Here is a 23,616-nt window from a genome sequence, read left to right on the forward strand (position 1 = left end):
CCAGTTATTTTAATAATCAGTAAAAACGAAATTAAACACAGTTTTTATAGATCGAAAACTGGCACGCATGTGGCTTAAGGTGAATTACGCTTTGTATACAATAAATACAAAACATACATACACTTTGCCATCTGCGACGTTCCAGCAGATGCGCCGGAGCCTGCCGGAATGCGTACAAGCCTCTCGAATAACATCGCACTGGATCTGCCCTCCTCCGTCCTGAACCCTGTGGCCGCAAGCCCCGGCCCGCTCGTGCTCAGCCCGCGCTTGCACAACAAAGACCTGGCGCCCACCAAGGTTGAGGGCCGACGTTGGGGCCGCTACAGCATCTTTGCGCTGTGGACCAATGACGTGCACAACATCGCCAACTATTCGTTTGCCATCGGCCTGTATGCCTTGGGCCTCGGCGGCTGGCAGATTCTGATGTCGCTGGGGATCGGCGCAGCGCTGGTGTACTTCTTCATGAACTTGTCGGGGTTTATGGGCCAGAAGACCGGAGTGCCCTTCCCGGTGATCAGCCGCATCAGTTTCGGCATCCACGGTGCACAGATTCCGGCATTGATTCGCGCGGTCATTGCGATTGCCTGGTTTGGTATCCAGACCTACCTGGCCTCGGTGGTTTTCCGCGTGCTGCTGTCGGCCATTCATCCAGGATTTGCCGACTATGACCACAACTCCATCCTCGGCCTGTCGACCCTCGGTTGGGCGTGTTTCGTGGCGATCTGGTTTGTGCAGCTGGTGATCCTGGCGTACGGCATGGAAATGGTACGCCGCTACGAGGCGTTCGCCGGGCCGGTGATTCTGGTGACGGTGGCCTCGCTGGCCGGTTGGATGTACTTCCAGGTCGGCGGCAATATTGCCTGGTCGATCCGCGAACCGCTGAGCGGTGGCGAGATGTGGCGCAATATCTTTGCCGGTGGCGCGTTGTGGCTGACGATCTACGGCACGCTGATCCTCAATTTCTGCGACTTCGCCCGTTCCTCGCCCTGCCGCAAGACCATCCTGGTCGGCAACTTCTGGGGCTTGCCGGTGAATATCCTGGTGTTTGCCGCAATCACCGTGCTGCTCTGCGGCGGGCAGTTCCAGCTCAATGGCCGGGTGATCGAAAGCCCGACCGAAATCATCGCGGCCATTCCCAATACCTTCTTCCTGGTGCTCGGCTGCCTCGCCTTCCTGATCGTTACCGTGGCGGTCAACATCATGGCCAACTTCGTCGCCCCCGCGTTTGTGCTCAGCAACCTGGCGCCCAAGTACCTGAACTTTCGGCGCGCCGGGTTGATCAGCGCCACGCTGGCAGTGCTGATCCTGCCGTGGAACCTCTACAACAGCCCGCTGGTGATCGTGTATTTCCTCTCGGGCCTGGGCGCGCTGCTGGGGCCGCTGTACGGGGTGATCATGGTCGATTACTGGCTGATCCGTAAAAGCCAGGTGGACGTATTGCAGCTGTATAGCGAAGACCCCAATGGCGTTTATTACTACAGCCGCGGAGTCAATTTACGTGCGGTCGCGGCGTTTATTCCCGCAGCGGTGATCGCAATTCTGCTGGCGCTGTTGCCCGGCTTTGCCAGCGTCGCCCCGTTTTCCTGGCTGTTTGGCGCCGGTATTGCAGGGCTGTTGTACCTCTTGATCGCCAAGCGTCGGCCGCACTACGCCGATGTCAGTGGCGAAAGCATTGCAGTCGATAACGTCAGTCATTAATCAAGGACATTCCATGCGTATCCTCGTGGTCAACGTCAACACCACCGAATCCATCACTGAAACCATTGCCCAGCAGGCGCGGGCCGTCGCCTCGCCAGGCACTGAGATTGTCGGGCTCACGCCTTACTTCGGCGCCGAATCAGTGGAAGGCAATTTCGAAAGCTACCTGGCCGCCATCGCGGTGATGGACCGCGTGATGGCCTACGACCAGCCGTTTGATGCGGTGATCCAGGCCGGCTATGGCGAACATGGCCGTGAAGGGTTGCAGGAGTTGTTAGACGTGCCAGTGGTGGACATCACTGAAGCAGCCGCCAGCACAGCAATGTTCCTGGGGCACGCCTATTCAGTAGTCACCACCCTGGATCGCACCGTGCCGTTGATTGAAGACCGCCTGAAACTCGCCGGCCTGTACCAGCGCTGCGCCTCGGTACGCGCCAGTGGCATGGCCGTGCTGGAACTCGAAGAAGACCCGCTGGCGGCAATGGAAGCCATCGTGCGTCAGGCGGAACGGGCCATTCACGACGACAAGGCCGAGGTGATCTGCCTGGGCTGCGGCGGCATGGCCGGGCTGGATGAACAGATTCGCCAGCGCACCGGCGTGCCGGTGGTGGATGGGGTGACGGCCGCGGTGACCATTGCCGAATCGCTGGTGCGGTTGGGGTTGTCGACGTCGAAGATCAGGACCTATGCCACCCCGAGGCCGAAGAAAGTCATTGGCTGGCCGGGTCAGTTCGGCCGGTAGACTGCGTCGCCTGCATCGCGGGCAAGCCCGGCTCCCACAGGGGAATGCGCTTAACAGTAGGAGCCGGGCTTGCCCGCGATGGCCGCGCCTCGGTAGGCCGCCGGGATCAAATGGCGCTGAACCGTCGCCCCAGTTGCTGCTCGGCAAACTGCTCAATGATGAAATCCACAAACACCCGGGTCTTGCCGGGCAGCAGTTTGTGTTCGGCGTAGTACAGGGAGATGTTGCCGTCGTCGACGAACCAGTCGGGCAACACCCGCACCACCGCACCGCTGTCCAGAAACGGCACGGCCATCGGCATGCTCACCAGCGCAATGCCCAGGCCTTGAGCGCTGGCGCAGCAGGCGGCTTCGGAGTCGCTCATGGTCATGCGCGGTTTGAGTACCAGCGGGCGTTGTTCACGGTCCGGGCCGGTGAGTTGCCAGGTGCGCACGCGGCCGGTTTGCGGCGAGCGAATCAGGATGCCCAGGCACCGCGATAAATCTTCGGGCGCGTGCACCGGCGGGCGTTGCGCCAGGTAATCCGGGGAGGCCACCAGCACTCGATGCGCGGGGCTCAGCTTGCGCGCCACCACGCCCTGGGGCAGTTCAAAACCACCGCCAATGGCAGCGTCGAAGCCTTGACCGATCAGGTCGACCTGACGGTTATCGAAATGCCAATCCGGGCTGATATCCGGAAAGCGCCGCATAAACTCCGCCAACAGCGGCACCACATAACGATTGCCGAACACCGTGCCCATGCTGACTTTAAGCGTGCCCACCGGCCGCCCTTCGGCGCTGGCCAGGTTGGCCACGGCGTTCTGGATGGTGGTGAGGCTGCCACTGACCTCTTCGAGGAACAGCTTGCCGGCCTCGGTCAGGGTCAGGCGTCGGGTGCTGCGCTGGAACAGCCGCACACCCAGGCGTGCCTCCAGCTTGGCGACACTTTTACCCACCGCCGCCGGCGTCAGGCTCAAGTGCCTGGCGGCCTCGGCAAAGCTGCCGCCTTCGGCGCTGCGTACAAAACATTCGATACTGCCAAAGCTATCCATATCGCCCCATTGCAAACTTTTGGTTTACACAGACTATAGCAATCACGGTCTACCGGGTCGGTTGGGCGAGGTCGATACTCACCCCATCAACTACTTGGAGATCGACATGACTGCACACAACCTCACTGGCAAAGTCGCCTTGATTCAAGGCGGTTCCCGCGGCATCGGTGCCGCCATCGTCAAACGCCTGGCCGCGCAGGGCGCAGCCGTCGCCTTTACCTACGTCAGCTCGGCCGCAAAAGCCGAAGCGTTGCAAAACAGCGTGATCAGCGCAGGCGGCCAAGCCCTGGCGATACAGGCCGACAGCGCCGATGCCACAGCGATTCGCGCTGCCGTCAACGCCACCGTCGACGCCTTCGGGCGCCTGGATATCCTGGTCAACAACGCCGGGGTGCTGGCCATCGCGCCACTGGAAGACTTCAAGCTGGAAGACTTCGACCAGACCCTGGCGATCAATGTGCGCAGCGTGTTCATTGCCACGCAGGAAGCGGCCAAACATATGAGCGAAGGCGGCCGCGTGATCAACATCGGCAGCACCAATGCCGAGCGCATGCCGTTCGGCGGCGGCGGGCCGTACGCGATGAGCAAGGCGGCGCTGGTGGGGCTGACCAAGGGCTTGGCACGGGACCTGGGGCCGCGTGGCATCACGATTAACAACGTGCAGCCTGGGCCGGTGGACACCGATATGAACCCGGCGAGCGGCGAGTTTGCCGAAACATTGATCGGGTTGATGGCAGTGGGACGTTATGGCCACGTGGAGGAGATTGCCAGTTTCGTGGCGTATCTGGCGGGGCCGGAAGCCGGGTATATCACGGGTGCCAGCTTGACCATCGATGGTGGCTTCAGCGCCTGAGGGTTCTGGAGAACAGCAAAACCCAATGTGGGAGCTGGCTTGTCTGCGATGGCGTCCTCAAGGTCGCTATCGCAGGCAAGTCAGCGCCCACATTTTTTGGCCTGTGTTGAGTCAGCGCATGGGAGGGAGGCCATAGGCGGCCAGGTCAAAGTCTGCGAGTTTGCGGATGATCTGGTCGGCATGCGCGTACTTGCTGTCGGCCATGGCTTCATCCGGCACGGCGATGGCCGTCATGTTGGCAGCTTTTGCGGCCGTCACGCCAAACGGTGAATCTTCGAACACCAGGCAATCTTCTGGCGCTACGCCCAAGCGGCGCGCAGCGGTGAGGAAGATATCCGGTGACGGTTTGGCGGCGCCGACTTCCGGGTCGTCAGCGGTGACGATGGTGCCGAACAGGCCAAACCATTCGCGGTGCAGCGTGGTTTTGTGGCCAAACGAATGACGCGACGAGCTGGTGCCCACCGCAATCGGGATGTTATGCGCGTTCAAGTGCCGCACCAGCGCTTCGGCGCCGGGCATGCCCAAGGCCTTGGGGAAACGCTCGCTCATCAGCGGTTCGCGTATTTTCAGAAACTCAGCCGGCGTGATCGGCAAGTCCAACGCTTTCACCACATAGTCGGCCAGGTCCTGAGCACCTCGGCCGATGATGTGCTGCTTGATCCCCCAGTCGTAGGTGCGACCGTAACGTTCGGCGATGATCTGCGTGACTTCGGTGTAGATGCCTTCAGTGTCCAGCAACAACCCGTCCATATCGAAAATCACGGCCTTGATTGGACCGACTGCAATACGCGGTGCATTCATCACAACAGAACCTTGGGGGAAGGACTAAAAGGATTCAGCACAATAACGGTCATGGTTGCCTGCAAGCAACCGTTGCGATGACCAATCCGCCCTTCCCCTCCTGCCTTACTGAACACAGCGGAAAACTGCGCGAGCTCATCGACTACCCGCAAGAACAACTCAGTTAAGGAACAACACTGTCATTATGCTGAGGTGTTGCCTGTTCTGTCTGTGACTCACTTTTAAAAGCGAACCCGACATGCTCTATCGCGTAGCCGCCGACAGCCTGGTGCTGTTTCACCTGTGTTTCATCCTGTTCGTATTGTTCGGCGGGCTGCTGGCGCTCAAGTGGCGGCCGGTCATGTGGCTGCACTTGCCCGCTGCCGCCTGGGGCGTGGCCGTGGAAGTGTTCCACCTGCCCTGCCCGCTCACCCGCTGGGAAAACCTGTTTCGCCACCTCGCCGGGCAGGACGGTTATGGCGGCGGGTTTATCGAGCATTACCTCCTCACGCTGATCTACCCGGCCGGGCTGACTCCAAACATTCAACTGGTGCTTGGCGCGCTGGTGTTGCTGATCAATATCACGGTGTATGTGCGCCTGATCAGGCAGGCGTAGGCAGGCAGCCCAGGTCAGCCAGGGTGGCTTCGACCGCTTGATCCAGCGGCGTGTGTGGCTCACAGCCCAAGGTATCCAGCAAACGCTGGTTATCCATCCGCAGCGGGGTTTGCCACAGGTAGCGCATCTCCAGCATCTCGCGAACCGTGACCACGAAGGGCGCGATCACTCGCATCAACCACCAGGGGAAGCGGCCTGCGCGGGGTTGATGACCGGTCCTGCGCAAGACTGCCCGCTGGATCGCCTGAGTCATCTGCGTGCCATCCATATCCTCATGCCCTGCCATATGAAAGCGCGCGAACGCCTCGAGCGTTTCGCGGCGTTCAATCAGCGCGAGCATGGTGCGCGCCACATCCGGCAAGTACGCCCATTGGTGCGCCACACCCGTCGCGCCCGGATAGCTGACGACATGCACCGGTTTGCCGGGCTTGACCAGGCCTTGGGCAAACCAATTGTTGGCGACACGGGCGCCAAAAAAATCCCCGGCCCGTACGATCAACACGCGAGCGCCCTGGCGGGACGCCTGTTCCAAACGCTGCTCCAATTGCACCCGGATCGCGCCCTTGCGCGTTTGCGGGTGTTGAGGCGAGTCTTCGTGCAACACGGGAAACGCATCCGGCCCGAAGTTATAGACCGTGCCGGGCAGCACAATCGTCGCGCCTTCGGCGATGGCCGCCGCAATGGTGTTGTCGATCATCGGCATCACTAATTCAGCCCAGCTGCGATAGCCCGGCGGGTTAACCGCATGCACGATCACCGCACAGCCACGCGCCGCGGCAAGCACGTCTTGACGATTGAGCGCGTCGCCCTTGATCCAGGAAAAAGTCGAGTTCTCACGCCGGGCCTTGTCCACATCCCGGGTCAACGCACACACTTGCCAACCCGCCGCGCGCATCTGCCGCGCCACTTCACCGCCAATCCCGCCCGTTGCACCCAGTACCAGAACTTTGCTCATGACCTGCTCCCATGTTGTCGGTGAGGTCATTTTGTGTGCAGCGTCGCTATAGATAAATTGCCGAAGAGCATCCAGCCGCTATACATTTATGCATGGCTGCACATATTGGTTGGGAGCTTTACCGATCGTTCCTTGGTGTACTCAAGGAAGGCTCGTTGTCGGGGGCCGCACGGCAGCTTGGCATCACACAGCCCACAGTCGGCCGGCACATTGCCGCGCTTGAAGCGGCGCTGGGCGTGGTGCTTTTTACCCGTTCACCCACGGGGCTGTTGCCAACTGCGGTGGCGCACACCTTGCGCGCCCATGCTGAAACCATGGAGCGCACCGCCGCCGCTCTGGAGCGTGCGGCGTCTTCTCAAGGCGATGAAGTGCGCGGGGTGGTGCGGGTCTCGGCCAGTGAAGTGGTTGGCGTGGAAGTGCTGCCGCCGATCATCACCGCGCTGCGCCGCCAGCACCCGCACCTGCGGGTTGAACTGATCCTGACCAACCGCCTGATCGACCTGCTGCAACTGGAGGCCGACATCGCTGTGCGCATGGTCCGCCCCAGCCAGGAGCAACTGCTGGCGCGGCGTGTCGGCTTGATTGAAGTCGGCCTGCACGCCCGCGACGATTACCTGCACGAACGCGGCATACCTGTGCAAATGCAGGATCTGGTCGGTCATTCAGTGATTGGCTTCGACCAGGAAAACGCGTTTATCCGCAGCCTGGCCATCAAGGGCTTTGAACGCAGCGCCTTCGCCATCAGCAGCGACAGTGACCTGGCGCAACTGGCGATGATCCGCGCCGGCGCCGGCATCGGCGGGTGCCAGGTGCAATTGGCCAAACAGAACCCGCGCCTGCAGCGGGTATTGCCGCAGGCGTTCGCGTTCAAGATGGACACCTGGGTGACCATGCACGAAGACCTGCGCAACAGCCCGCGCTGCCGCGTGACCTTTGATGCGTTAGTGGCGGGTTTGCAGCGTTACGTACAGGCTTGAGACAGCTTGGTTGGTAAAGAATCAGTCTCCCTCATTCCGTTCGTAGACGCCCCCATGTCCGAAGCCTTCGAAGTCCCCAGCCCCCACGAAAAACATATCGAGCACACCACCGAACATGCGCACGGGCGCGGTGACAATTTTGCCAGCCGCATCGCCGTGATGACCGCGCTGATGGCCACCCTCGGCGCCATGCTCAGCTACCAGGCCGGCTCCACCGAAAGCGAAGCGGCGATGGACAAGAACAACGCCGCCATCATCAAGACCGAAGCCGCCAACCAGTGGAACTACTACCAGGCCAAATCCAGCCGGCAGAACCTGGCCGAATTGGCCACGCATATTCCCGGCGTGGACGCTGCGCATTACAAGGATGAGATCGAGCGTTACAAGAGCCAGAAGGAAGACGTGCGCAAACAGGCCGAAAAGCTTGAGGCGACTTCCAAGGAATGGGATCAGAAATCCGAAGAGGCACTGCACCAGCATCACCGTTGGGCGCAGGCGATGACGGCGATTCAGATCGCGATTTCGTTGGCGGCGATTACGTTGCTGACGCGTAAGGAATGGCTCAAACGCATGTCCTACACCGCTGGCGGTGTGGCCGTAGTACTGGGCGCCTTGGCGTGGCTACACCTCTGACAGACTCAACACAGTCAAAAATGTGGGAGCGGGCTTGCCCGCGATGTCGGTGGGTCAAGCAACATTAATGTTTGCTGTGCCACCGCTATCGCAGGCAAGCCAGCTCCCACATTGGTTCTGCGGTTTTTTCGGAATTGGGTTCGCCATCACATCGCTATATAGTAAAACGCATAACGCCTGATGCTGTTCAACGCGAGGGGAAACCGGTGACTGCACAACCCAAAGAAGCCGTGGGCGCCGCCTACAGTATCGACTCCATGCGCTACGCCCAAGCCATGACCTGGCAAGCCATCGACCACCTCGCCCAACGCATTCGCTCCGGCATGCTCGAATCCCAAGCGCGTGAACTGGGCAAACAGGTACTCGCCGAGCTCGACATGCAACGCATCTGGCATCCGCTGCTGGTGCGGTTTGGCGCCAATACCCTCAAGGCTTTCAACCAACGCTCGGACGGCGACCCGGTGCTGGGTGAAAACGATATCTTCTTCATCGACATGGGCGCCGTGTGGCAAGGCCACGAAGGTGACGCCGGCGCCACCTTTGCCACCGGCAACGACCCTGAAATGATCGCCTGCGCCAGCGCCGCCAAAGTACTGTTCGAGCGCGTACAATCGCGCTGGAAAAATGACCAGGTCGTAGGCCTTGAGCTGTACCGCTACGCCGAGGAACACGCCAAGGCCATGGGCTGGCAACTGAACCTGGACATCAAGGGCCACCGCGTCAGCGACTTCCCCCACGCGATCCACCGTGGCGGCGACCTGGGGGATTTCGAGCACTGCCCGAACGCCGGGCTGTGGATCCTGGAAATTCAGATTGCCCACCCGAGCAAGCCCTACGGCGCTTTTTACGAAGATCTACTCGCTTAAGGAATACCCATGGAACACTCCACCCAATTCCCCGTGCTGTTGTTTTCCTACGGCACCTTGCAAGACAAGGCCGTGCAACTCGCCAACTTTGGCCGGGAACTGGTCGGCCAGCACGACGCGATGCTCGGCTATTCGCAAAGCTGGGTCGAAATCACCGACCCCGAAGTGCTGGCCACCAGCGGCAAGACGCACCATCCGATTGTCGCGCCGACCGAAGAACAGGCTGCTAGCGTTGAAGGCATGGTGTTTCAGATCAACGAGCAGGAACTGGCGGCAGCCGATGCCTACGAGGTGTCGGACTACAAGCGTGTGTCAGTGGCATTGGCTTCGGGGCTGACAGCGTGGGTTTACGTGCAAGCCTGAAGATGAAATTGCGGGCAATTGATTTCAATCTGCCAGTGCGCAGATTAAAGTGGCGCCCCCTCGAGAATTGAATCTCGAGGGTCAGTCCATGGAGTTACACAGTGAAGTACGTCAGTAAAGTGGTTGCAGCAGCTGTTCTCGGTTTTACCCTCGCAGGCTGCACCGGCACCGCCATCAAATCCCCGCAGTACGACAGCAGCCAATACACCGTTTTGGGCCACAGTGAAGCCAGCGCTACCGGCATCATGTTGTTCGGCGTCATCCCGATTGGCCAGAACAGCCGCTTCGTGCGCGCCCAGACTGCGGCCATCAAGGCCAAAGGCGGCGACGCGCTGATCAACACCCAAGTGCAGGAAAACTGGTTCTGGGCCTGGGTGCTGAGCGGTTACACCACCAAAATCTCCGGTGATGTGATCAAGCTGAAAACCGCGCAATAAGCCGGAAGTTGCCAGGGCATTGAGCCCGACAAGCGACGTATCATGGGCCAGACCTTCGAGGACGGCCCATGAACCTCAGTATCGTTTACGCACTCGCCGCTGCTGCGCTGTTCGGCGCCAGCACCCCGCTCGCCAAAAGCCTCGGCCTGGGCCTCTCGCCCATACTGCTCGCCGGCCTGCTCTACCTCGGCAGCGGCATCGGCCTCGCAGGCGTGCGCCTCATCCGTGATCGTGGCTGGAAACCCACCGGGCTCACCCCGGCTGAATGGCCGTGGCTGATCGGCGCCATCGCGTTCGGCGGCATCCTCGGGCCGGTGGCACTGATGTTCGGCCTGACCCGCACCGCCGGCACGACCGCCTCGCTGATGCTCAACCTTGAATCGGTGTTGACCGCCGTCATCGCCTGGCGGGTGTTCAGAGAAAATGCCGACCGGCGCATTGTGTTCGGGATGATCGCCATTGTGCTGGGCGGCGTGGTGCTGTCCTGGTCCGACGCCGGCGGCGCCAGCCACGATTGGCTCGGGCCGGCGGCCGTGGCAGTGGCCTGTTTGTGCTGGGGCATCGATAACAACCTGACGCGCAAGGTATCTGCGTCGGACGCATTGTTCATCGCCGGCGCCAAAGGGTTGATTGCCGGGGCGGTGAACTGCAGCCTCGCGCTGTACCTCGGAGCGCAGATGCCGGGTGTGGCGCAGCTGACGCCAATCTTGCTGGTGGGGTTTCTGGGGTACGGCATCAGCCTGGTCATGTTTGTTTTGGCCTTGCGCGGGTTGGGCAGTGCGCGCACCGGGGCGTACTTCTCGACGGCGCCGTTCCTTGGGGCGGCGGTGGCCCTGCTGGCATTCGGGGAGTCGGTGACGGTGGCGTTCTGGATTGCGTCGGCGCTGATGGCCGTGGGCGTGTGGTTGCACCTGACAGAGCGGCATGCACATGAACATCTGCATGATGCGACGGAACACGGGCATCGGCACGTGCATGATGAACATCATCAACATGAGCATGGGTTCGAGTGGGACCCGACGCAGCCGCATAGTCATGTGCACGTTCACAGCGTGATGAAGCATAGCCATGCGCACTTTCCGGATGTGCATCATCGGCATCGGCATTGAGGCACTGACGGCAAAGCGACCGGGCATTATGGGAAAGGGCGAGGTAGAGTCGCCCTTCTTTTCAAGGCCAATCGTCAATAAAAAAACAACTGATGATGAGACCGAAGAGGGAGAGACAGGTCACGAAAGTTGGTATGACCATCCAGTACTTTAGATGCCGAGGTATTTTTTCAACATCCTCAACAAGTACCATGCCTCTCCACTGAATGACTTTTGGGATAAGAATGACGGTAGCCATGGCGTATACGCGTTGAGGCCTTCCCTGAAAGGGCGCATTACGAAAAGTGTGCCTGCATCCGACTATGTAGCTGCTGTATTGCAGATAGCGCTCCGCGGCATCGAGTTTTTTGAACATGGCAGAAAACATGATTGGGAAGCTTATTAGCAAGAGGGCGCATGAGCCCAATACAAAATATTCCAGATACATTCAATTCTCCACGGACTTATAGAGAAATTTACCTAAGAACTCTCCAGCGCTGCTTCCGAGCTTCCCTGAGGCGAGGCCGCCCGCAGCACCGCCGACGATGGCGCATGCCAAAGCTCCGGCGCCCGCTGTAGGTATGCCAAAAACGATGGCGCAAGCACTGGTACCGACAAGAGTACCAAGTGTCCCGCCTATGGATGCGCCGCCCACTCCCATCACCAACTTGCCTGCTTCAACATATTTCGCCTGCGTACACTCTTGCTCACGGCCCGTGGAACACGCCTCCGATATCTCCAGCGCCGTGGCCCCAACATCCAGTGCTATACCAATATAAGTCCCCGCCTTTAACATCTGCGAAGCCTTGGCTAGACGCTTGACCCTCTCCTCATACCCACTGATTTCTCCATGGTGCCAGTAGCTTTTACTGGAAATCCCGAGCATTTTTTTAATCGAACCTTCGTTTCTCAAGCCCGTACCCAAACGCGCCATCCCCGAAATTTGAGTATCCAACCTTGCAAACAGCGCCCTACGCTTAACCAGAAACTCTTCCCTTGCCCCCGTGGTGCCCTTTCTCAAGTACTGCTTATGCAAATCCTCGATTTCCATAAGGGTCTTCTCAACCTGCGCTAGATGCTTACTCCAGGCACTGCTGGCACTGCCGATGCCAACAGACGAATAGGACAATATGGACTGCAATTGATCATGGTTTTTGATCAGAAATTGGTCAGTTGCGGAGTATGCCAACAGGGCGAGCTTTATATTCTGCGCCGAGCGCATCAGCTGTGCCTCTGCAGCGGTGCAATCGGCAGTTCGGCTATCGCCAATGATCACCAACTGCCCAGGCAACACCAGCATGTTGCGGATGTGCTGGTTCAGGGCGTCGAATTTGGTGTGAGTATGCGGATCAAGCGCCAAGCTCATTTTGAGCAAGGGATAAGGCTGCGGTCGTTCGTTGATAAATGCGTACGGTCCCTGCATGCGTGCACTTCCAAGTGACTGAGGCGCACGACTATAAGAAGGCGCTACTGCCGAGGTAAGACGCGTATAGGGGTGATTTTGATGTTTCAGAAACAGGCCACTTCAATCGAGGCCAATTCCTACGATTGCAGGTTCTGGCTGATCACCTGCCCCAATCATTCAAGGGAGTTGCGTGGATCTGATCGAGATAGATTACTTAGGCAACGTCCTACGGCCCATTGGGAAGCGTCGACCTACCGCTTCAAAATCACCAAGCCTATAGTCGCTCGGTCGCCCACATGGCGATCGGGTTTGGCGACTCGACGATAAATCGAAAGAAACATCCACGCGTATTTGCGGGATGCTTCTGCGCGCAATAAGCTGCTCAACGGTAGCTGTGCGCGGGAGACCTTCGGGTCTGCCGGTTTTTCCGATTGTCCCGGTTCGCCAACCTGCGTACAGCTGCCACCCTTTTGTTTGGCGACAAATGTGTGGTTGCTATTCTCTGACAACCGGAGTTTCACACATGAACCAATACATTGCCCTCACCAGCAACGACAGCGCCACCCCTGCCCTTTTTATCGATACCACCGTGCCGTTGGAAATCCTCCTCGACGCCGCAAGTTGTCGGCTTCGGGCTGTCACCCAAGTTCTCGAGAACCTTGCCCTACGTAGTGAAATAAGTAGTGATGCAGTTGTGCTCAGCGATTTTGCGTTGCTTTGCTCAATTCCGCTGCGCGATGGGTGCGATTTGCTGGATGTCATCGCGCGGCGGATGGATATGCCACGCGTATGATCTAAGAACGCTACGCTTTCAAACTTCCCCCTAGGTCTCTGCCGAAACCTGGGGGGTTTGTTTTCTCGTATTTGACGCCACGTCCCTCGCTTTAGAATTTAAGGGCACGCCTATACACTGAGCTGCAATGGCACCTGCCGGATCCCTCTCGATTCAGACCTGACTCATACAACAAGACCCTATAAAAATGAAAATAGTGTTCATCGCTACGCTGGGAGTGTTATCGCTGATTCAACCATCACTGTCCTTCGCGGATAACGCCAATGGGAAAAACCTCTTCTTACAGCGATGTGCCATGTGCCACGGCGCTGATCTCAAGGGAACAGGGCCATTAGCGCATAGGAGCAATCCGCCTACGCCTGATTTGACAACGCCTGCTTTCAAGAAACGACTGAGTGATTATCCGGGCGTTATTGTATCGTCGGTAATACTTCGGCCGAATGGAGACTTGATTCCGAGAACGTTGCGGGACAATGGTGTGAAGGTGCCGCCACATGCCTGGACGGTTAATGATTTTCGCGATTTGAATCAATATATGAGTGGCGCTATTTTAAAAAAATGATGCTTTTTAAACAGTAATCCAAGTATCAATTACTTTGTCATTTGCCAAGTAGATGGGGATAACCCTCGCAAAACAAGCTCTCTCACCGAGCGAGCGTGTGAGGGCCTGTATTAAATAAGTGGCGTTATTCGAATTCAGCGTTCAGCCACTATAAAGTTCTTTTATCGCCTTGCTGATAACGGCCTGCCGTTTACAAATCGAAGGGCGGCGCCTGGCCAAGGTCTAATGCCGTCAATTGCGGTTTGTCAGAAGCTTCCTAACTTCGATCTATCTCAAGCGCCAGCGCCCAGCGTTTAAAGGGTGCTATGCCCGCCAAACCCAGCACATCAAAAAACACCCATTTGCGGGTCCGTACCGAAAAAGCCTGAACGGCTTGCCCCGGGGTAAGGCTCTGAGCATTGCTGATCGATATGAGCGCACCAGACATGCTTCCTATATACGGCGAATTTGCGGGGTCAAGCAGACCGACTTGCAACGTCCCGCAAGCATCCGGAAGGACTAGAGATAATGTTTCACCCGTTTCCTGGCGCCCTACGACCTTACCGTCAAACAAGATTGCCAGCGCAATAGCTTGACCATAAGCACTATCAATCAGGCCTTTCTTGCGATGAATTGTGATATCCATGCGCTGTCCTGAGAGTGCTCGATGCACAAAGTGTAGTTGTAGGTTTACGACGCACCGGGGGCAAGGGCACTGAGGACTGAACGCCGCTGATTTGTGATAGCTGAATAGCCGCTTGGGTGGGATCAGTCACACATAGACAAAGTCATCAGCGGCAGATGGATCGGCCCTGCCAATTCAGTTATTGGCTGTACTTATGTACCCACCTAGCACACCCGTCCCATGGGCTATTTTGCGGACGCCAAAAACCACAAACCCCCGACTTTCTCTAGGAAAATCAGGGGTCTGTGTTTACTTAATGTGGCGGTGAAGGAGAGATTTGATTTTACCACCCCTCGCGGCCTTTTAAGCCCGTATTTCGGGGGATCCAGCTCGAATAGTAGTACAGCTGAGTAATACACTCGACCGTACTACTCCCCTCCTACGGCACCACCATGGCAGACCAACTGATTCAGAAAAAAGGCGAATCCACGTGGTATGTGCGGTTGGCTGTGCCCGCCGATGTCCGTGCAACTATGGGCGGAAAGACCGTACTCATTCGCTCATTGAAAACCGGGCTACGCGGTGAAGCGATGGAACGGCGCCATGCGGTGATTACTGAGTGGAAGGCAGCATTTGATCGAGCGAGAGGAAAACGTGCTGCGCGTGGCGACACTTGGAAAGATCCAATTGCGACAGCGGCTCAGGATATTGCTCAGGCTACACGCAAGCTGAAGACTGACGTTGCTCTCGAAGAGACGGACGACAAGACTACATTTGATGCAGACGAGATACAGGCGCTGTATCAGCGCTTGTTTGACGATTCACCAGAGGGACGGTTACGTAAAGAAAAAGCGGATCGTGTGTACGCCATGACAGGGCTTGAGGGAGAGCTGGCTAACGTCGAGTTCGCCAAGGAAATGGCCTTAGAGGTGATGGAAAAGGTGTTCGGAGTGACACAGGAACTCTCGCCTACTGAGCAAGAAGAAGCAAAGCTGATCCTCAATGATCCGAAGGCACACCAACCGAAGTCGCCAATTACAACTACCAGACTCAAAGCATTCCGAGAGTTCAGGGAACGCCGTGGCGGTGCTCCCAAACACGTCGATCAACAAGTGAGGCGGATGGAGGACTTGTCTAAGTTCCTCAGAGAAAATTCGTTACCGCTCGAGTTCGATTCCATTGATGCATGGATACAATCGCTCAATCGTGCGCCTGCGACAATCAGCTAGCACTGATGTCGGGTACAGCCTTCTGGTCATGGGCAATCCTCTGCGACGCTCAATGGCGCGTCGATCACAAAGACAAAGCAGATCCGTTTAAAGGGCACGAGATACCCAAAGGCGGTGGCGAAGAAACGGCAGGGGAAAAACGGGAGGCATACACTGTTGCCGAGCTGAGGAAGCTCCACAAGGCTGCACAAGGCTGCAAAAGGCGTTGGGAACATGCCACTCGCTGATTTGATCCTGCTTGGTGCGTACACCGGCTGCCGTGTCGAACAACTCTGTCAGTTGAAGATTGAACACATCATTGAAGAAGACGGAGTGACCAGCTTCAACTTCTTGAAAGGCAAAAACAAAAAATCGAGGCGGATCGTACCAATTCACCCCGTGCTCAAAGGAGTGGTGACGCGCTTGGTCAAAGAATCGACTGACAGATTCTTGATTCCAGCAACCGAGAACCTTTATCAAAAAAGATCGCACACTCTATCGAGGGCGTTCGGCAAGCTGAAAGAGAAGCAAGGATTCGGCCCGCTATATGTTTTCACTCAATGCGAAATACAGTGATCACTACGCTATTACGGGCCGACGTGCCTGACTACATCGTCCAAGAAATAGTTGGCCACTCGAATGGCAGTGAGACTCAAGACACATACAGCCGGGGTGCATCCGCTCAGCAAAAGCTTAACGCCATTTCGAAGCTGCCAACGATTTAGATACCAGACACGCAGCCTAAAGCAGGAAGGATATCTGCCCATGAGTAATCGTGGATACACTCGCACACATCAACGTGTGATGTTGCAAAGAAGAGGCTAGGAAATTTATGCTGTACCACTTCCACAATGCAAACGCTGTACTGACAAAACCAAATAGTAACGGTGCAACATAATCAGTAAACCAAGGGGTGACAAATGCACCTCTTAGAACTATAAAAATTTTAATTGGCCAAGCAATCAAAACACTCATTACATAATAACTAGTCTTTTCGCCGTCCAACCATCCTTTGTCGGACTGACACATATACTTTGCCTTCAGGTAGACTCTTACGCGATACTCGTAAAGAAGAATTCGCGATTTTAGTCCCACACCTCTTTGTCGCTTCGATAGATCGTGAGTAGGCCGATATGAAAGCTGTGTAGTATAAGACTGGATTTTGAATGGAGCACCTTCTCTAGTTCTTTTAGCAACCTCGCTCACAATTTCTTGCTTTAATTTACGTCGACCTAAGGTCAAAGCTACCCACCGCAAAGATGCTTCGTAAAGGCCGTCCATAGCGTTATCAAAATTTAAACCAGCAGGAGGAATACGCTGGTAGCAGCGAAACCAAAAGTAGGCGTTGAGAGCAGCAAGCACCAGCCAAATGCTATTAGTACGCTGCTGAAGCCGCACCTCGTTCCCCATTAGCTTAAAGTGGGTGAGGTCTGCTCCGAAATACCACAAAGCCAAGACAAGGGCTGAGTAGGTGAGCAAGAAGCCTCTAGCCTTGTTGAAATCCCTACCATCATCCAATGAATCCACCACCGAACTGCTCCTTCTCAAAAGTGATGTGATATTAACACGCCATCAATACTGAGTCTTATCCCCCGTAGGCTCGATCACACTAGCGAGGAAAGGAGTACGACGCTCCAACAATTCCGCAACCCTGTACTGCATGTCGGGTTGTTTATCCAAAAGGCTTTCCATCCCAAGACGATCCATGTCCAACCAGAACAACGCAATGGCACTGACATAACGAGTCAGAATTTCCAAAGTGATTTGCAAGTGCTGCACTGGCGGTTTTGGTGGGGATGGTGGTTCCATCGAAGAATCCAACCACGGGAACTGTATAGGTACGAGCCACAACTCAGGATACAAGGTGTGAAGATCTCTGGCGGAGTCACCATCGCCGTGACGGCAAGCGTTGCCCAACATCTGCAACTGAGTAAGGGCGGGGTAGGAATCGAAGCTACTCAACTCAATACCTCGCACCTTGAAGAACAGTGCGTTCAACTTAGTACCCCACGTGGCCGTCTCCAGCTTCTTAAGGGTTACCCCTTCAATGGTGTGACTACCTAAGCAACAGATGAGGTAGGAGCGGATCTGTTGCTCCCATAATGAGTGGATAGCGAGGGCGAACGTCATGTATGTACGCTGGATCAGCCCCTCATGGTCGGACAAAGCAAAATGAAACACCACATCATCTTGAGCAGCACGGGCCAGTTCTTGCCGTTTCCGTTCCAACGCAGCGAGCGACGGTTGCACGACCAATGACATGAAGTCTTGAACAGTGTCGCCGTTGTTGTGAGCGTAAGCATCAGCAAACCCAATCGTCCATTTGTAGGGTGCTCTCATGTCTTCATCCTTGTGGCAGTCGGGGCAGAGTTTTTCAGGCTCCCATTTTTCGCCAAAAATTTCGACCATTCGTGCAGGGGTTCGGGTTTCACGGCTGGAAAATAAAGTGGCGAGATTTTGGGAGGGATTTCCGCGCCGCTTAGCAGACCACGACATGGGATCACTTGATTGCTGGAAAAGTATAAATAACCTGACACCCTGTAGCGCTCTCCCACGCTGTCAGAGGTGAGCAACATCAGAGATAACCACGTACTAGAGAAACAACAAAGCCCTCTCTAGGCGGGCTGAATCAGTTCTTGATAGCCAGATTTTGGGGCATGTTAAAGACGGCCCGAGCTGCATAGTGTCGAGAAGGAATGCGACATAGAGCGACAGTAGTACAATTGAGTAGTACAAACGAAAAGCCCGCGAACTCTAAGCAACTGAATTCACGGGCTTTTCTAAATGTGGCGGTGAAGGAGAGATTCGAAACTACCCGTTCGCGGTTTTCGAAACCAAGCCCCCAGCTTTATAAGGGCTGCAGCCCGGTCGCGTCCGTAGGATCTGTCCCATGTCAGCCCCATGGCTTAAATGCACCAGGTTGCAGAAAACGGTCAGAACAGGCGTTTTGAACGATTTATGTTGAGGCATGGGAAAAAGGTAATTTTGCTAATGAGCTGTGAAAAATTGGATAAAACTCAATAAAATCAGGTAGTTGATATATTTTTATAGAGGTAATAACAAGGTAAGTAAGTGGTTAGAAAATTACCTTCAGGACTGGTAATGCCAATGAGCCGCCAAACCCAGTAAAATGGAGGCTTGAACAAAATATTACCTCTCTCGTTACCTATATTACCCTCCAAGGTAATGACTGAAAGCCACATTCTATAAGGGCTCTAGCCCGTTATGACCTGCAAATTACTAAAATTATCCTTTTCCAACCCCTCGCCTGGAAAAAAGCCATCCGCCCATCGTTTCAGCGATTTTTTCCGCACGCTCTGGACTGGTAATAACAGTCGGAAATTGATGGCGATGCTGTGCAATGCCTCAAAACGCTTGAAGCCCATACAGGCTGGGCCTGTCAGTCGTTTCTAGATAGCCTTCGACAGCGGTTGGTTGACCCCAGATATGAACGGCCCCGAAAACGAAAACACCGCCTGTTGCAGGTTTTCACAGCCATAGCCCCCGTAAGCCGGACACCTCGTCTGCGTGAACACTCCCCTGCCGTCCTGTGACGCATGTGCAAGGTCACTGCGCTTTTTTGTAAAGCCTTGCACTCCGTACAATCGCGAAACATACCCCAGACCCCGCAGCGGGCTTGGGCGGGTACCGTTTGCACCCCACTACCCGCTTGCACAAAAAAGTGACACAAAGCCCGTCGGCGGGAGGGGGATAAGTGAATTCCTGGACGTTTTTTTTCGAGGAGACGTGTTTTGCATCACGGGCTGGGATAGAGCGTTTGGAAAGGAGGTGCAAACCGCATAGCCAACCAGACTATGACACTGCTATCTTCATCCGTAGGAAGGGAACAGCGAAAGCTGGCCACGCATTTAAACTCAATGTAAGTAGGGATAGAGATGTCTTTAGTTGATCAGATTGAAGAAAAACGTAAAGAGATCCACACGGATGCTTACCCAATGTCAATTGGCGAGCTAATCAACCTTTACGCAGACAAGGAACTAGACATCCACCCCGAATTCCAGAGAATTTATCGCTGGTCAGAAGTTCAAAAGAGCCGCCTGATCGAATCAATATTACTTGGAATACCTCTTCCATCTTTTTTCGTAGCACAGCGAGAAGATGGGATTTGGGATGTTGTGGATGGACTGCAAAGACTTTCCACAATATTTTCATTCATCGGTATATACAGAAATGAACACGGCCAAATAGAGCCTCCTTTAGTCCTAAAAGGAACAGAATATTTGCCTGCTCTTGAAGGTATAGCTTGGAGCGAGACAACCTCTCCAAACAACTTCTTCTCTGTAGATTTGCAGCGCGCCTTCAAACGGGAGAAAGTCGACCTTAAAATCATCAAAAAAGAAAGCGACGATCAAACCAAATATGAACTATTCCAACGCCTTAATACTTTTGGCAGTTCACTCTCCGATCAAGAAGTTCGCAACTGTCTTCTTATAATGATTGATCGTACCTTTTTTGAATGGATTAAGGCACTTGCCGAGTACGAACCATTCCTGCAAACACTTACAATTACTGGTCGCCAACTGGATGAACAGTATCACTTAGAACTTGCTGTAAGATTTTTAATACTCAAAGGCGCAGGCGTCGCGGACCTTCGGGGGATACCAGACATTGGCGACTACATTACAAAGTCAATAAAAATCATTGCTTCTGATCCAGAATTTGATCGTGAAAAAGCCGCCCAAGATTTCCGTAAAACATTTAACTTGCTTTATACAGCATTGGAAGACAATGCTTTCAGAAAATACCAAAACAACAAATACACTGGCGGATTCTCGTTATCCATCTATGAAGTCATGGCACTCGGACTTGGAAATAATATACAAGCTTATGATATCAACAACCAAGAACACCTTGAAAAAATAAGGACAGTCTCTAAAGGCCTGCTCCAGGAAGACAGATATGTAGTCAAAAGAGGCGCTGGATATAAAGCTTCTGACCGTCTCCCACATATTCTCCCACTAGGCGTGGAACTTCTTAGGTTATGAAAATTCGGTCAAGCATGGAGTTTGAAGATTATATCGCATCTGAATACTCATGGCGCCGGAAGGAACTAACTAACCTTTCGAACGTTGCACGTTCCGGGCGTAAAGGAATGCGAGAAACATTGTTTCGAAGTGCCATACCGATAATATATGCTCACTGGGAGGGTTTCGTCAAACAAAGCTCAATCGCAAAAATGAACTATCTTATATCTCAGGGCTTGAAATATCGAGACCTCCAGCCATGCTTCCATGTATACGCTATATTGGAAGCTTACGGAGGTCAAATCCCAGCAAAGCAATTTGAAGCCTGGGTCGATATAACAACGGGAAAAGTAGATTATTCAAAGTCAATAAATACATCTTCATTAAACCTCATTGACACCAAGTCCAACCTCAAATACGAGGTATTACGTGAAGTCGCCGTAAAAGTCGGAGTGGACTACAAAAAGTTTGAATTAAAAGAAAACTGGATAAATGAAACGTTAGTAGGCTTAAGAAACAAAATTTGTCATGGCGAAAGAGCGCCGATTGCTGAAGATGAGTTTGAAGACATTTACACCGAGACCGCTGCACTCATAGACATTTACAAAGATGAAATTCTTTACAGCGTACAAAGTAAAACCTATCTAAAAACCCCTGTATAACCAAACGGTGGTTCCGACATCAGCGAAACCACCGATTCCTACAGTTTTAATACGTGATCTTTTCTAGCTCACGCAGCTTGGCGTCGGGTTCTCCGTCCGGGCCCATGACCTCGATGTCGACCGCGTAACGTGGGCGGAAGTCGTCGCAGATCCCGGCGCCGGCGGGCGCGTCGGCCACGGCGACAACCCGGGCAAAGCGTGGCAGGTGGTAACCACCGGTGAGTTCGGGGGATTGTCGTTCTACGCTGCGGCGGATTGCGTCGTCCATCGGATGGCCATCTAATTGTCGATGAGCGCCACACTGATGATGCGCTCGCCGTGGTTGATCGTTGCACCCGGTCGCAACCCGGGAAGGGCCGCAATCATCGCGCTTTGGTTGCCCTGGTAGTCGTCGAACAGTTCCACCGGCAGTTGCAGCGGCGAGCGAACGCCGAAGAAGGTGTCGGTCCAACTGCCCACGAACACGTCCCCGTCACCCTGTTGCTGCCAGATGAAGTCAGGGATGTTGAAAACCCGCGCCAGGCTGTCCATGGCTTGATAGGCGGCGGCCAGGCTGTAGAAAAATGGCGCCTTGACGCTCGCACAGGGCTGTTCTGGGACGCGAAAGCGCAAACCGGTGTGCTGGCTGATCGCGACGAGAACCGCGCGCAGGTCGACATGTCGCAGATTCAGCGGCAATGGGTTGGCCAGGATCGCAAAGCGCGCGGAGCTTACCGGGTGACGAAGACTCGGCGTTCAACGCGTAAGGTCCGTCTACTCGCCCCGGCCTGGGATGCGCTGAATAAGATCGACGCACTGAATCGGAAAAAGAAAGGCTGAGACAGTCAAAATTGTCGAGCACGACAAAACGGTACGGCAGCACAAGCTGCCCTTTGTCTTCTTGAATACGAAAAGCGGCTTGCCGTACGTCAGCGACTTCGTGGCTAGGGATAGGTTTTCAAAGCTCACTTGCTCGCGGCCGGGATTCGCTATCGCGGGCCTGGCCAGTACCGGCACACGTACGCCAGTCAACTGCTGACCACGGGGATAGCGTCAATCGACTGGATAGCCGAACAGATGGGACATACCAACGCGAACATGATCCGTCAGCACTATGGGGCGTGGATTAATGAGGATGGGCCGGATGTCGTGGGGATGCTGCAGTTAGCGTTGAAGTTTTAGAAAAAAATAAATATTTACGGGCGGGGCGCTTCAACAATAGCGTTCCTTCGAAAGGATATGAAAGAGGTCTAATTCACGCCACCTGCTTAAAAAGCTTTATAGCTGAATATAGGCTTGAGCCGAACTCCGTCAGCGGTGATCGAAAGAGCTGCGCCAAAGGGCAGCGTGGTGTAATCACCGTCTTTGATAAACTAAAGAACGGCAGGCTTGACACAACCACTCGCTATAAAAGCTCATTCAGCATGAACGCTAACCGAGCTTGGCACATACGTATTACCTTCAGAATCACACTAATCGCCTGTTTACTCTTTTGACAATCATTGATTATGACGTTCTTGCCGCCTAAGCCTTGCCACTTCAATTCGTTTAGGCTCTGTATATATCCGCTCAAGCATAATGAAAGCAAAATCTGAAAGATCCTCCGCATCCTGCTCAGTTAGAATGCCTTCATGTGCGCCGTCGTTTCCGTCATCCTTGACGCATGTGGATAGCTCTAATAGTGCTTCCGGTAAGTATCTTTTCTCGAACAACCAGGTAAGCCGCAGCCCTAAGCTGCGCCGTACTTTATTGTTCAACCCGGCTTCGTCAGCCTGAGGAAGCATCGCTCGAGAGGCCAGATCCAAGCACAAGCGGAACATTGTGGCCCCGGCATTGAAGCATCCTATCGCCATGCAAGCGGCACCTTCCCGAAACGCCGCATGAATATTCTCAGGTAAATAATCTGGTGGGGCTTGTGCCGCTGCATCTTTCAGAGATAAAAAGCCGACTACTTTCAGCGACCTATTTACTGCCATCGGCAGTGCTGATGGCGAATACTTTCGAAGCAAGTCGTCTGAATTAGCGTCAATTTGATCAACAAAAAATACCGTGGATTTTTTGCACGATCGACAAACACTATATAGTTCAAAATGCCTCTGCCAGCCATAAGAACTGCCTATGAAATTTTCTGACTTCACATCAAAAGTGATCGCTTGGGCAGAGCACCTTGGGCAATTCGCAACAATTTCACTCATTTCTCGTCCATGTCATTTTTAGAGTTTATAATTTTCCAACACCTTTATAGGATTGTCGGCATTGGATATGAGTTTTATAACTGCAATCCACATCATTTATTTTGAGAGCTTATCTCGGTATCGCCCGATGACCTATTAGTAGGGTATCTACACCTCACCAAGAACGCACTGCTTTACAAGGTGCG

Annotated in this window: 25 protein-coding genes and 3 pseudogenes; 18 read left to right on the forward strand and 10 right to left on the reverse strand. The window is 54.7% G+C overall.

The features are described from left to right. Nucleotides 1-168: 168 nt before the first annotated feature. On the forward strand, nucleotides 169-1,698 hold the full coding sequence (locus ACP7B3_RS07545) for an NCS1 family nucleobase:cation symporter-1 (protein ID WP_145159169.1): 1,530 nt from the start codon (nucleotides 169-171) through the stop codon (nucleotides 1,696-1,698). 13 nt (nucleotides 1,699-1,711) lie between these two features. After that, nucleotides 1,712-2,440: an aspartate/glutamate racemase family protein gene (locus ACP7B3_RS07550; protein ID WP_416362823.1), complete on the forward strand. Its 729-nt coding sequence runs from the start codon at nucleotides 1,712-1,714 to the stop codon at nucleotides 2,438-2,440. A 106-nt stretch (nucleotides 2,441-2,546) separates the two neighbouring features. Here ACP7B3_RS07550 and ACP7B3_RS07555 read toward each other — a convergent pair whose 3' ends face one another. Beyond that, nucleotides 2,547-3,470, reverse strand: coding sequence for a LysR substrate-binding domain-containing protein (locus tag ACP7B3_RS07555; protein WP_426178561.1), 924 nt, complete (start codon nucleotides 3,468-3,470; stop codon nucleotides 2,547-2,549). Nucleotides 3,471-3,576: 106 nt separating this feature from the next. Here ACP7B3_RS07555 and ACP7B3_RS07560 point away from each other — a divergent pair, with 106 nt between their 5' ends. Continuing rightward, the gene (locus ACP7B3_RS07560; RefSeq protein ID WP_145159175.1) at nucleotides 3,577-4,323 is read left to right on the forward strand and encodes a 3-oxoacyl-ACP reductase family protein; all 747 of its coding nucleotides are present in this window, start codon (nucleotides 3,577-3,579) and stop codon (nucleotides 4,321-4,323) included. A gap of 111 nt (nucleotides 4,324-4,434) precedes the next feature. Here the strand turns inward: ACP7B3_RS07560 and ACP7B3_RS07565 are convergent, their stop codons facing one another. Then, nucleotides 4,435-5,124: an HAD-IA family hydrolase gene (locus ACP7B3_RS07565; RefSeq protein WP_106576275.1), complete on the reverse strand. Its 690-nt coding sequence runs from the start codon at nucleotides 5,122-5,124 to the stop codon at nucleotides 4,435-4,437. Nucleotides 5,125-5,362: 238 nt separating this feature from the next. On the opposite strand from ACP7B3_RS07565, the gene ACP7B3_RS07570 reads away from it, so the two are divergent. Further along, nucleotides 5,363-5,719 carry a DUF2784 domain-containing protein gene (locus ACP7B3_RS07570; protein WP_416362821.1) on the forward strand — a complete coding sequence of 119 codons (357 nt, stop codon included), beginning with the start codon at nucleotides 5,363-5,365 and terminating at the stop codon, nucleotides 5,717-5,719. Here the strand turns inward: ACP7B3_RS07570 and ACP7B3_RS07575 are convergent. Then, entirely contained in the window at nucleotides 5,706-6,674 is a 969-nt protein-coding gene (locus ACP7B3_RS07575) for an NAD-dependent epimerase/dehydratase family protein (RefSeq protein ID WP_426178562.1), read from the reverse strand. The two genes, ACP7B3_RS07570 and ACP7B3_RS07575, sit on opposite strands and share 14 nt — an antisense overlap. 92 nt (nucleotides 6,675-6,766) lie before the next feature. On the opposite strand from ACP7B3_RS07575, the gene ACP7B3_RS07580 reads away from it, so the two are divergent. From ACP7B3_RS07580 to ACP7B3_RS07605, 6 genes are all read left to right on the forward strand, one after another. Further along, nucleotides 6,767-7,651 carry a LysR family transcriptional regulator gene (locus ACP7B3_RS07580; RefSeq protein WP_426178563.1) on the forward strand — a complete coding sequence of 295 codons (885 nt, stop codon included), beginning with the start codon at nucleotides 6,767-6,769 and terminating at the stop codon, nucleotides 7,649-7,651. A 54-nt stretch (nucleotides 7,652-7,705) separates the two neighbouring features. After that, on the forward strand, nucleotides 7,706-8,284 hold the full coding sequence (locus tag ACP7B3_RS07585) for a DUF4337 domain-containing protein (RefSeq protein ID WP_145159185.1): 579 nt from the start codon (nucleotides 7,706-7,708) through the stop codon (nucleotides 8,282-8,284). Nucleotides 8,285-8,490: 206 nt separating this feature from the next. Beyond that, on the forward strand, nucleotides 8,491-9,150 hold the full coding sequence (locus ACP7B3_RS07590; protein ID WP_426178564.1) for a M24 family metallopeptidase: 660 nt from the start codon (nucleotides 8,491-8,493) through the stop codon (nucleotides 9,148-9,150). A gap of 9 nt (nucleotides 9,151-9,159) precedes the next feature. Continuing rightward, nucleotides 9,160-9,513, forward strand: coding sequence for a gamma-glutamylcyclotransferase family protein (locus tag ACP7B3_RS07595; RefSeq protein ID WP_106576264.1), 354 nt, complete (start codon nucleotides 9,160-9,162; stop codon nucleotides 9,511-9,513). A 101-nt stretch (nucleotides 9,514-9,614) separates the two neighbouring features. Continuing rightward, nucleotides 9,615-9,950, forward strand: a complete 336-nt coding sequence (locus ACP7B3_RS07600; RefSeq protein WP_106576263.1) for a hypothetical protein — start codon at nucleotides 9,615-9,617, stop codon at nucleotides 9,948-9,950. Nucleotides 9,951-10,018: 68 nt separating this feature from the next. After that, a complete protein-coding gene (locus ACP7B3_RS07605) occupies nucleotides 10,019-11,059 on the forward strand; it encodes an EamA family transporter (RefSeq protein ID WP_426178565.1) in 1,041 nt (346 codons plus the stop codon). 427 nt (nucleotides 11,060-11,486) lie between these two features. Here the strand turns inward: ACP7B3_RS07605 and ACP7B3_RS07610 are convergent, their stop codons facing one another. Further along, complete coding sequence (locus tag ACP7B3_RS07610) at nucleotides 11,487-12,461, reverse strand: hypothetical protein (protein WP_426178566.1); 975 nt, start codon at nucleotides 12,459-12,461, stop codon at nucleotides 11,487-11,489. Between the two features lie 505 nt (nucleotides 12,462-12,966). Between ACP7B3_RS07610 and ACP7B3_RS07615 the strand changes: the two genes are divergently transcribed. Further along, nucleotides 12,967-13,236 carry a short-chain dehydrogenase gene (locus tag ACP7B3_RS07615; RefSeq protein WP_159959002.1) on the forward strand — a complete coding sequence of 90 codons (270 nt, stop codon included), beginning with the start codon at nucleotides 12,967-12,969 and terminating at the stop codon, nucleotides 13,234-13,236. Between the two features lie 187 nt (nucleotides 13,237-13,423). Continuing rightward, the gene (locus ACP7B3_RS07620) at nucleotides 13,424-13,798 is read left to right on the forward strand and encodes a c-type cytochrome (protein ID WP_426178567.1); all 375 of its coding nucleotides are present in this window, start codon (nucleotides 13,424-13,426) and stop codon (nucleotides 13,796-13,798) included. A gap of 256 nt (nucleotides 13,799-14,054) precedes the next feature. On the opposite strand, the gene ACP7B3_RS07625 is transcribed toward ACP7B3_RS07620, so the two are convergent. After that, entirely contained in the window at nucleotides 14,055-14,423 is a 369-nt protein-coding gene (locus ACP7B3_RS07625; RefSeq protein ID WP_426178568.1) for a hypothetical protein, read from the reverse strand. 431 nt (nucleotides 14,424-14,854) lie between these two features. Here ACP7B3_RS07625 and ACP7B3_RS07630 point away from each other — a divergent pair, with 431 nt between their 5' ends. The 3 genes from ACP7B3_RS07630 to ACP7B3_RS07640 all read left to right on the forward strand — a co-directional run bounded on the left by ACP7B3_RS07630 (nucleotide 14,855) and on the right by ACP7B3_RS07640 (nucleotide 16,335). Beyond that, on the forward strand, nucleotides 14,855-15,631 hold the full coding sequence (locus ACP7B3_RS07630) for a DUF6538 domain-containing protein (protein ID WP_426178569.1): 777 nt from the start codon (nucleotides 14,855-14,857) through the stop codon (nucleotides 15,629-15,631). Between the two features lie 213 nt (nucleotides 15,632-15,844). After that, entirely contained in the window at nucleotides 15,845-16,186 is a 342-nt protein-coding gene (locus tag ACP7B3_RS07635) for a hypothetical protein (RefSeq protein ID WP_426178570.1), read from the forward strand. Continuing rightward, nucleotides 16,171-16,335, forward strand: a complete 165-nt coding sequence (locus ACP7B3_RS07640) for a hypothetical protein (protein ID WP_426178571.1) — start codon at nucleotides 16,171-16,173, stop codon at nucleotides 16,333-16,335. Before ACP7B3_RS07635 ends, ACP7B3_RS07640 begins: the two co-directional genes overlap by 16 nt. A gap of 16 nt (nucleotides 16,336-16,351) precedes the next feature. Here ACP7B3_RS07640 and ACP7B3_RS07645 read toward each other — a convergent pair whose 3' ends face one another. Both ACP7B3_RS07645 and ACP7B3_RS07650 read right to left on the reverse strand, forming a co-directional pair. Beyond that, the gene (locus ACP7B3_RS07645) at nucleotides 16,352-17,140 is read right to left on the reverse strand and encodes a hypothetical protein (protein ID WP_426178572.1); all 789 of its coding nucleotides are present in this window, start codon (nucleotides 17,138-17,140) and stop codon (nucleotides 16,352-16,354) included. A gap of 42 nt (nucleotides 17,141-17,182) precedes the next feature. Beyond that, the gene (locus ACP7B3_RS07650) at nucleotides 17,183-18,106 is read right to left on the reverse strand and encodes a hypothetical protein (RefSeq protein ID WP_426178573.1); all 924 of its coding nucleotides are present in this window, start codon (nucleotides 18,104-18,106) and stop codon (nucleotides 17,183-17,185) included. 1,400 nt (nucleotides 18,107-19,506) lie between these two features. Between ACP7B3_RS07650 and ACP7B3_RS07655 the strand changes: the two genes are divergently transcribed. Together ACP7B3_RS07655 and ACP7B3_RS07660 are read left to right on the forward strand one after the other, a co-directional pair. Beyond that, nucleotides 19,507-20,616: a DUF262 domain-containing protein gene (locus ACP7B3_RS07655; protein ID WP_426178574.1), complete on the forward strand. Its 1,110-nt coding sequence runs from the start codon at nucleotides 19,507-19,509 to the stop codon at nucleotides 20,614-20,616. A 14-nt stretch (nucleotides 20,617-20,630) separates the two neighbouring features. Further along, nucleotides 20,631-21,257 (forward strand): MAE_28990/MAE_18760 family HEPN-like nuclease, encoded by a 627-nt coding sequence (locus ACP7B3_RS07660; RefSeq protein WP_426178575.1) that lies wholly within the window; start codon nucleotides 20,631-20,633, stop codon nucleotides 21,255-21,257. Between the two features lie 73 nt (nucleotides 21,258-21,330). Here the strand turns inward: ACP7B3_RS07660 and ACP7B3_RS07665 are convergent. Continuing rightward, nucleotides 21,331-21,525 (reverse strand): annotated as a pseudogene (locus ACP7B3_RS07665) (hypothetical protein); the annotation flags it as partial. An 11-nt stretch (nucleotides 21,526-21,536) separates the two neighbouring features. Next, a pseudogene (locus ACP7B3_RS07670) lies at nucleotides 21,537-21,953 on the reverse strand (hypothetical protein); the annotation flags it as partial. Here ACP7B3_RS07670 and ACP7B3_RS07675 point away from each other — a divergent pair. After that, nucleotides 21,954-22,418, forward strand: a pseudogene (locus tag ACP7B3_RS07675) (site-specific integrase); the annotation flags it as partial. It lies immediately after the preceding pseudogene. A 317-nt stretch (nucleotides 22,419-22,735) separates the two neighbouring features. Here ACP7B3_RS07675 and ACP7B3_RS07680 read toward each other — a convergent pair. Continuing rightward, entirely contained in the window at nucleotides 22,736-23,431 is a 696-nt protein-coding gene (locus tag ACP7B3_RS07680; RefSeq protein ID WP_426178576.1) for a hypothetical protein, read from the reverse strand. Nucleotides 23,432-23,616 lie beyond the last annotated feature (185 nt).

Source organism: Pseudomonas sp. TWRC1-2 (assembly GCF_049896685.1).
Lineage (GTDB): Bacteria > Pseudomonadota > Gammaproteobacteria > Pseudomonadales > Pseudomonadaceae > Aquipseudomonas.